A 7335-nucleotide genomic window follows, 5' to 3' on the forward strand; every position below is an offset into this window, starting at 1 on the left:
GATGACGGTCGACGTCTTCTCCACCTTGGAGAACTGCCCGACGACCTGACCGACCGGGTTGAACGCCACGTCGACGGACTCGTTGGGGAACCTGTTGGTCGCCCGCACTGCCATGCCGGAAACCATGTACTGCAATGGCATTCCGAGCGGCTTCGGGTTGTCCGGCGCCTCCCACGCCTCGGTCCAGTCGTTGCGCAGCATCCGGGCCGGCTTGCCGGTGAACGAGCGGCTCCGCACGGTGTCGCGGCTGCCGGCCTTGATGTAGGCGGCCTGCTGAACCGGGGTGTTCGAGGACTCCTCGACCATCAACCACTGCGAGCCGGTCCACGCGCCCTGACAGCCCAACGCCAGAGCCGCGGCGATCTGCTGACCGCTGCCGATGCCACCCGCACCAAGAACCGGAACCGGAGCCACCTCCTTGACGACCTGGGGCCAGAGCACAACTGAGCCCACCTCGCCGCAGTGGCCGCCGGCCTCGCCACCCTGGGCGATGATGATGTCGACGCCCGCGTCGGCGTGCTTACGGGCTTGTGAGGGGGAGCCGCACAGCGCGGCAACTTTGAGTCCGGCGTCGTGGATGTGTTTGATCATTTCGGCCGGCGGGGTGCCGAGCGCGTTCGCGATCATCTTCACCTTCGGGTGCTTCAGCGCCACCTCGACCTGAGGAGTGGCCGTCGCCTCGGTCCAGCCGAGCAATTGCAGGCTGTCGCCGTCGCTGTCCTCGATGGGCACTCCGTGGTCGGCGAGAATTTTCTTCCCGAAGTCCAGGTGCTCCTGGGGCACCATCTTGCGCAGTGTCTCGGCAAGGTCCTCGGCGGACAGGTGCGAATCCATGCCCTCGTACTTATTGGGGATCACGATGTCGACCCCATACGGGTGGTCGCCGATGTTCTCGTCGATCCACTTGAGCTCGATCTCGAGCTGCTCGGGAGTGAAGCCGACCGCACCCAGCACGCCGAATCCGCCGGCCTTGCTCACCGCGACGACGACATCGCGGCAGTGCGTGAACGCGAAGATCGGAAACTCGATGCCGAGTTCGTCGCAGATGGGAGTGTGCATGCGTGGTCCTTATCTGGTTGCTTACAGCGCCGTAGGCGAACTGGAACGTGTTCTAGTTTAGTACGGATCCGGTCGGCTGTGACCACCCGGGCAAGGAGCGCTTTTCGCGGACCGTTCAGAACACGGCGTCGTGGACCACCCGCAGCACCAGAAACGCCAAGATGCAGACCGCGCAAGCCAGATGATCACGCCAGATGGTCCGCGCCAGGGCGGTTTGGGTGCTCAGGCTGCCAGAACGGCTGCCGAGTCGAACGGCATTGGGCACCGTATGCGTCGCGGCCACCAGAATCGGCGCGCCCGCCAGCAGAAACGACACCGCCACCAGCCAGCCCGGGTCGTTTCCTCCGACCGCCTGAAACCCCAACGCGCCCAGTAGGACCGCCATGACCACCGCGATGAGGTGGCTCATCGGTCGGGATTCGGTGACCGCGCGCCGGTAATAACGCGCGATGGAATCCAGCACCGACTCAGGCAGTTCACCGCCAGGATCCCGGTCCGCCAGGACCTGAGCGTCGAACATGAGGTCCATCCACAGCACGGCGAAGAGGAATCCGCTGCAGGCGGTCATCAGGGGAGTGGTAGCGCTCATCGTGTGATTGTTTCCCACTTCACCATCGCCGTAGGGCCGGTGGAACAAGTTCTAATTTCATGCCCGGCTGCGGTAGCGTGACGCGGCATGGGACGCGTGGACGGAAAAGTTGCACTGATCAGCGGCGGAGCTCGGGGGATGGGCGCTGCCCACGCTCGCACGCTGGTCGGCGAGGGCGCCAAGGTCGTGATCGGCGACATCCTCGACGATGACGGCAAGAAACTTGCCGACGAACTCGGCGACGCGGCGCGCTACGTCCACCTCGACGTCACCCAGCCCGAAGAGTGGGACGCCGCGGTATCCACCGCGGTCAACGACTTCGGCAAGCTGAACGTGTTGGTCAACAACGCCGGCATCGTGGCGCTCGGTCAGCTCGGACAGTTCAACGTGGACAAGTGGAACAAGGTCATCGACGTCAACCTGAATGGGACGTTCCACGGCATCCAAGCCGTCGTCGAGCCGATGAAGGCCGCGGGCGGCGGCTCCATCATCAATGTGTCGTCGATCGAGGGCCTGCGCGGCGCCGTCATGGTGCACCCGTACGTCGCTTCCAAGTGGGCGGTGCGCGGCCTGACCAAATCCGCCGCGCTCGAACTGGCCTCGCAGAACATCCGGGTCAACTCCATCCACCCTGGCTTCATCCGCACCCCGATGACCAAGCACTTCCCCGACGACATGGTCACCGTCCCGCTCGGCCGGCCCGGCGTCTCCGAGGAGGTCGCCACCTTCGTGCTGTTCCTGGCCAGCGACGAATCGTCGTATGCGACCGGGGCTGAATTCGTGATGGACGGCGGACTGGTCAACGACGTCCCGCACAAGTTCTGACCCCTAGCGGCACTTCTCGACGACGGTCTCGGCGAACCGCTCGATAGCGGCGCGGCAACCCGCGCGATCGTCCGGCCCGACGCCTTCTGCCATCCACGGCGCGCACATCACCGCGGTGATGCCGAGGTCTTCCGCGCGGCGGTAGAGATCGGCCGACGGCACCTCGAGCAGCGCCAGCATGATCTCGAACGGCTCGCCGTCACGTCCGTACTCGCGTCGCAAAGCCGTCAACTTCTGCACGTAACGAACCGCGTCGTCCCAGACGTACGCCGTGCCGACCCACCCGTCGCACAGCCGGGCGGCGCGGCGCAACGCCACCTCCGATTCGCCGCCGCACAAGATCGGCACCGGCGTCGCCGGGTGCGGCTCGAGCATCAACTCGGGTACCTGGTAATGCCGGCCACTCCAGGACACCCAGCCGCCCTGCCACAGCGCACGTAACGCCGGGATCATTTCGTCGAGCCGCTTTCCGCGGGTGCTGAAATCCTGCCCCAGCAGGTCGAATTCCTCGCGCATCCAGCCGGCGCCGACAGCCAGCGACACCCGACCGCCGGAGATGACCGACGCGGTTGCCACCTGTTTGGCGACCTCCACCAGCGGCCGGGACGGGGCGACGTAAATCGCGTTGGAGAACCGCAACCGTCGGGTAATCGATGACATCGCACCGATCATCACCCACGAATCCGGCCACGCCGTCTCCGCCGGCCACGGCGGGCGTCCGGCCGGTGACGGGTACGGCGATGTCAGATTGCGTGGATAGATCAAGTGGTCGGCACAGATCACCCCGTCGTAGCCACACTCGTCCAGCATTCGCGCGATCGCCAGCGCGTCGGTCGGCTCCATAAACGGTGTGCCAGACCAGAACTGCATCAGGCGCCGTTCCGGAGCATTGACCTGACCCGTGGGCGGCTGCCCGACACCGACTGCGGATCGTCGAGGGGCACGTCGTAGTACTTTATGTTCCTTTTCGAAATCGCGGGCGCAGGAGGGGCGGAGGCGCTAAGAAGTGGGAGGTGGATTTCGAACTCGACGCAGCGCAGGACGCCTGGCTGGCCGAGGTGCGCGCTTTCCTCACCGAGAACGCCACGCCCGCGCTGCGGTCCGAACTGGCCGAGCATGGCCAGGAATTGTCCGACCGGGAAGTCGCGGCATTCCGGCGCAAGATCGGCGAGCGGGGCTGGTTCGGGCTGAACTGGCCGTCGGATTACGGCGGTCTGGGACTCGGCGCCGTCTACCAGCACCTGCTGATGCGCGAGTTCGAGTATTGGGGCGTCCCGGGTCCGGACCTCACGGTGACCTCGGTCGCGCCGATGATCATGCGGCACGGGACCGAACAGAACAAACTCGAGTTCCTTCCGCCGATCGCTCGTGGCGAGTTGATCTGCGCGGTCGGCTACTCCGAACCCGAAGCGGGCACCGATCTGGCCAGTCTGCGCACCCGGGCGGTGCAAGACGGCGACGAGTGGGTCATCACCGGATCCAAGATCTGGAACAGCGTCGCCAACCGTGCCACGCATGAATGGCTCTGTGTGCGCACCGATCCCAGTGCGGCCCGGCACCGCGGCATCTCGGTGATCATGGTTCCGACCGATCTGCCCGGCATAGAAATCCGTCCGCTCTACGCATGGTCGGGGTATCGCACCAACGAAGTATTCTTCGACGCGGTACGGGTGCCCGTCGGCAACTTGATCGGGGAACTCAACCGTGGCTGGACCTATATCACCGGCGCGCTGGATCTCGAGCGAGGCGCGCTGACCAATGCGGGCGATCTGCGCCGCGCACTCGACGAGCTGACCGAGCTGGCCGGCCGGCCGCGACGCGACGGTTCGGTGCCCTTGCAGATCGCCGGCTTCGGCCGCCGCCTCGCCCAAGCGGAAGCGGATGTCGAGGTGGCCATGCTGATGGGGTATCAGGCGGCTTCGCTGCTGGACAGCGGATTGATCCCTACCGTGGAGGTCAGCGTCGAGAAAGTGTTCAGCAGCGAATTGCGGCAGCGGATCGCCGATCTGGCCATCGACCTGCTCGGCCCCGACGGTCTGCTGGCGTACGGCAGCCCGGGCGCGCCCGAGGACGGGAAATTCGAACGGCTCTACCGGGTGTCGCCGTTGATGCGCTTCGGCGGCGGCACCAACGAGGTCCTTCGCGATGTGATCGCGCAGCGCGGCCACGGCATGCCGTCCTACGGACGCTGATGGTGACGACATCGTGAAACTGCTACCCGATCAGGACGAGCGAGATCTGGCATCGATGCTCTCCGCGCTGTTCGCCGCCGAGTGCCCGATAAGCCTGGTCCGCGAACTTCGCGACGCGGACCCACGGTCAATGCCCGCCCGGCTGTGGAAGTCGTTGGCGGACGCCGGCGTATTCGGCCTGTTGCTTCCGCAGGAATACGGCGGCGCCGGTGGCGCGCTATCCGACCTCGGCATCTTCTGTCTCGAGGCGGGCCGCGGCCTGTGCCCGACGATCGTGCACGGCACGGTGCAGGCCGCGCTGGCGATTCAGCTGCTCGGCGGACCCGGTCAGCATGCGGCATGGCTGCCCTCGCTGGCCGACGGAAGCATCAGTGCCACAACGTGTTTGTGGGGCCCGCGCAATGCGGCAGTGACCGCACCGACGCTGCGTGTGCGGTCGGAGGCTTGGGGCGGCTGGCGGCTCAGCGGCGCGGTCGATTTCGTCGCGGACGCCGACCTTGCCGATCACCTCGTTGTGTCAGCAACCGCGCCCGGGGAGCGGGTGATGGCGTTCGTCGTGCCGTTGACCGCAGCGGGCCTGTGGATCGACCCGCTTCGGTTGATGGGCGGGCACCGCACATTCCGGATCGGATTCGACGACGTCGAGGTGATTGATCCGGCGGCGGTGCTGGACGGGGCCGACGGTGCGGGCCTGGCCGAACAGGACCTGCGCCGGGTGGCCAACGCCGCAGTGGCGTTGCTGTCACTGGACCTCGTCGGTGTCGGCGAGGCTGCGCTGCAGCGCACGGTCGATTACACGATGGCGCGCAAGCAGTTCGGCCGCCCGATCGCGTCCTTTCAGGCCGCACAGCATCTGGTGGCGAATATGCACATCGCGCTGGCCGCGGCGCGGCTCGCGGCCCATTCGGCGGTGTTCTGGATCGGGAAGGGCCACACCGCCACCCGGCAGACCGCGATTGCCCGAATGCATGCGGCGACCGCGGCGAAACTGATCACGCTCGATGCGCACCAGTTGCACGGCGGCATGGGCTATGTGATCGAGACCGATCTGCATTTGTTCTCCGAACGGGCCCGGGTGTTGTCGACACTGGGCGGCGGGGCGGATGTCGCGGCGACGTGGCTGGAGGACGAGGCGTGAACGAACAGAGTCTGATCGACGCCGAATCGGCGTCGCGAGTAGGAACGATAGCGGCCACGGCAACGGGTGAAGTCAACCGGCGCGACTGGCAGCGGTGGGCCGCGGCGGTCGGTGATCACAATCCATTATGGTTCGACCCCGAATACGCTCGCACCCAAGGCTATCGCGACATCATCTGCCCACCGCTCTACCTGCAGTACGCCATTCTGGGGGTCACGCCGTTGGACGGGTTGCGGCCGGATGGGTCGTCCGGAGCCGTGTCAGGCAGCCTTGCTTTTCCCCGTGCTCCCAAGCGCATGGCCGGCGGGGAGAGTACAACGTTTCACCGGCCGGCGTACCACCGCGACGAAATCGAGATGGTGCGAACGATCGAGTCGATCGTGGAGAAGCAGGGCCGTTCCGGCAGGTTCGTTCTGGTCACCTGGCGAACCGTCTACCGGAATCAGCGGGGCGAATTGGTATCGGAGGCAACAACATCCATGATCGCCCGACCCTAGGGAATGCTGTGGCCCACGAGCAGATCTTCTACGAGGACGTCCACCCGGGCGACACCTTGCCGACCCTGGCGGTGACGACCGACGAACGACAGTTGTTCTTCTTCAGCGCCGCGACGTACAACGGTCACCGGATCCACTACGACAAAGACTGGGCGCGAACGGTCGAGGGTTATGACGACGTCATCGTGCAGGGTCCGCTGCAGGCGGCGCTGCTGGCCCGCGCCATCACCGACTGGATCGGCGGGCATGGCCGATTGGTCGAGTACTCGGTGCAGAACCGGGCGGCCGCCATAGCCGGCGAGGAGCTGAACTTCGGCGGATCGGTGACCGCAAAGCGGCTGGCCGACAACGTCGGTCTGGTCGACCTGGAAATCGCCGGGCGACGCGGCGACACCGTGCTGATGCCGGGCACCGCCACGGTTGCACTCCCGCTGCGCGGAGACCAGCCGTGACGGGTCTGCGGGGCGACGCGGCGATCATCGGGATCGCCGAATTGCCGGCAGAGCGCAAGCAAACCCGCCCGCCGTCGCTCACCCTCGACCAGTACGCGCTGCTGGCCAAGATGGTCGTCGACGATGCCGGTGTGGACGCCGCGGTGGTCAATGGCCTGATATGCCACGGCTTGGCCGAATCCGACATGTTCGTCCCGGCGACCCTCGCCGAATATCTAGGTCTGCCAGTGAATTTCGGTGAACGCGTCGACCTCGGTGGCGCAACATCCGCGGGCATGGTGTGGCGCGCAGCGGCCGCCGTCGAACTCGGTCTGTGCGATGCGGTGCTCGCGGTTGTGCCCGGTTCGGCGGTGCTGCCGACGTCGACTCGCCACCCACCGTCGCCGCCCGGGTGGTTCGGCGCGTCCAGCAACAAGTACGGCTCACCACAGGCCGAGTTCGAAATTCCGTACGGCAACGTGGGCCAGAACGGACCTTACGCGCAGATCGCGCAGCGGTACGCCGCGCTTTTCGGCTACGACCCAACAGCCCTGGCGAAAATCGCGGTCGACCAGCGTACGAACGCGTGCGCGCATCCTGGAGC

Annotated in this window: 8 protein-coding genes and 1 pseudogene; 6 read left to right on the plus strand and 3 right to left on the minus strand. The window is 66.2% G+C overall.

Annotated features, from left to right (window positions below):
- Both WAN02_RS22700 and WAN02_RS22705 read right to left on the minus strand, forming a co-directional pair.
- The coding region (locus WAN02_RS22700) for a nitronate monooxygenase (protein ID WP_422266600.1) at positions 1-1059 on the minus strand (1059 nt) is incomplete at its 3' end.
- A 115-nt stretch (positions 1060-1174) separates the two neighbouring features.
- Positions 1175-1648 carry a hypothetical protein gene (locus tag WAN02_RS22705; protein WP_422266602.1) on the minus strand — a complete coding sequence of 158 codons (474 nt, stop codon included), beginning with the start codon at positions 1646-1648 and terminating at the stop codon, positions 1175-1177.
- An 87-nt stretch (positions 1649-1735) separates the two neighbouring features.
- Between WAN02_RS22705 and WAN02_RS22710 the strand changes: the two genes are divergently transcribed.
- Positions 1736-2473, plus strand: coding sequence for a glucose 1-dehydrogenase (locus tag WAN02_RS22710; protein ID WP_422266604.1), 738 nt, complete (start codon positions 1736-1738; stop codon positions 2471-2473).
- 3 nt (positions 2474-2476) lie between these two features.
- Here WAN02_RS22710 and WAN02_RS22715 read toward each other — a convergent pair whose 3' ends face one another.
- Positions 2477-3343 (minus strand): TIGR03619 family F420-dependent LLM class oxidoreductase, encoded by an 867-nt coding sequence (locus tag WAN02_RS22715; protein ID WP_422266606.1) that lies wholly within the window; start codon positions 3341-3343, stop codon positions 2477-2479.
- A 143-nt stretch (positions 3344-3486) separates the two neighbouring features.
- Between WAN02_RS22715 and WAN02_RS22720 the strand changes: the two genes are divergently transcribed.
- From WAN02_RS22720 to WAN02_RS22740, 5 genes and pseudogenes are all read left to right on the plus strand, one after another.
- The gene (locus WAN02_RS22720) at positions 3487-4665 is read left to right on the plus strand and encodes an acyl-CoA dehydrogenase family protein (RefSeq protein WP_422266608.1); all 1179 of its coding nucleotides are present in this window, start codon (positions 3487-3489) and stop codon (positions 4663-4665) included.
- Between the two features lie 13 nt (positions 4666-4678).
- Positions 4679-5803, plus strand: a complete 1125-nt coding sequence (locus WAN02_RS22725) for an acyl-CoA dehydrogenase family protein (RefSeq protein WP_422266610.1) — start codon at positions 4679-4681, stop codon at positions 5801-5803.
- Positions 5800-6300 (plus strand): MaoC family dehydratase, encoded by a 501-nt coding sequence (locus WAN02_RS22730; protein WP_422266612.1) that lies wholly within the window; start codon positions 5800-5802, stop codon positions 6298-6300. Before WAN02_RS22725 ends, WAN02_RS22730 begins: the two co-directional genes overlap by 4 nt.
- A gap of 8 nt (positions 6301-6308) precedes the next feature.
- Entirely contained in the window at positions 6309-6752 is a 444-nt protein-coding gene (locus WAN02_RS22735; protein ID WP_422266614.1) for an acyl dehydratase, read from the plus strand.
- Positions 6749-7335 (plus strand): annotated as a pseudogene (locus WAN02_RS22740) (thiolase family protein); the annotation flags it as partial. The gene WAN02_RS22735 and the pseudogene WAN02_RS22740, both read left to right, overlap by 4 nt.

It is taken from the genome of Mycobacterium sp. (assembly GCF_049281135.1).
Classification (GTDB): domain Bacteria; phylum Actinomycetota; class Actinomycetes; order Mycobacteriales; family Mycobacteriaceae; genus Mycobacterium.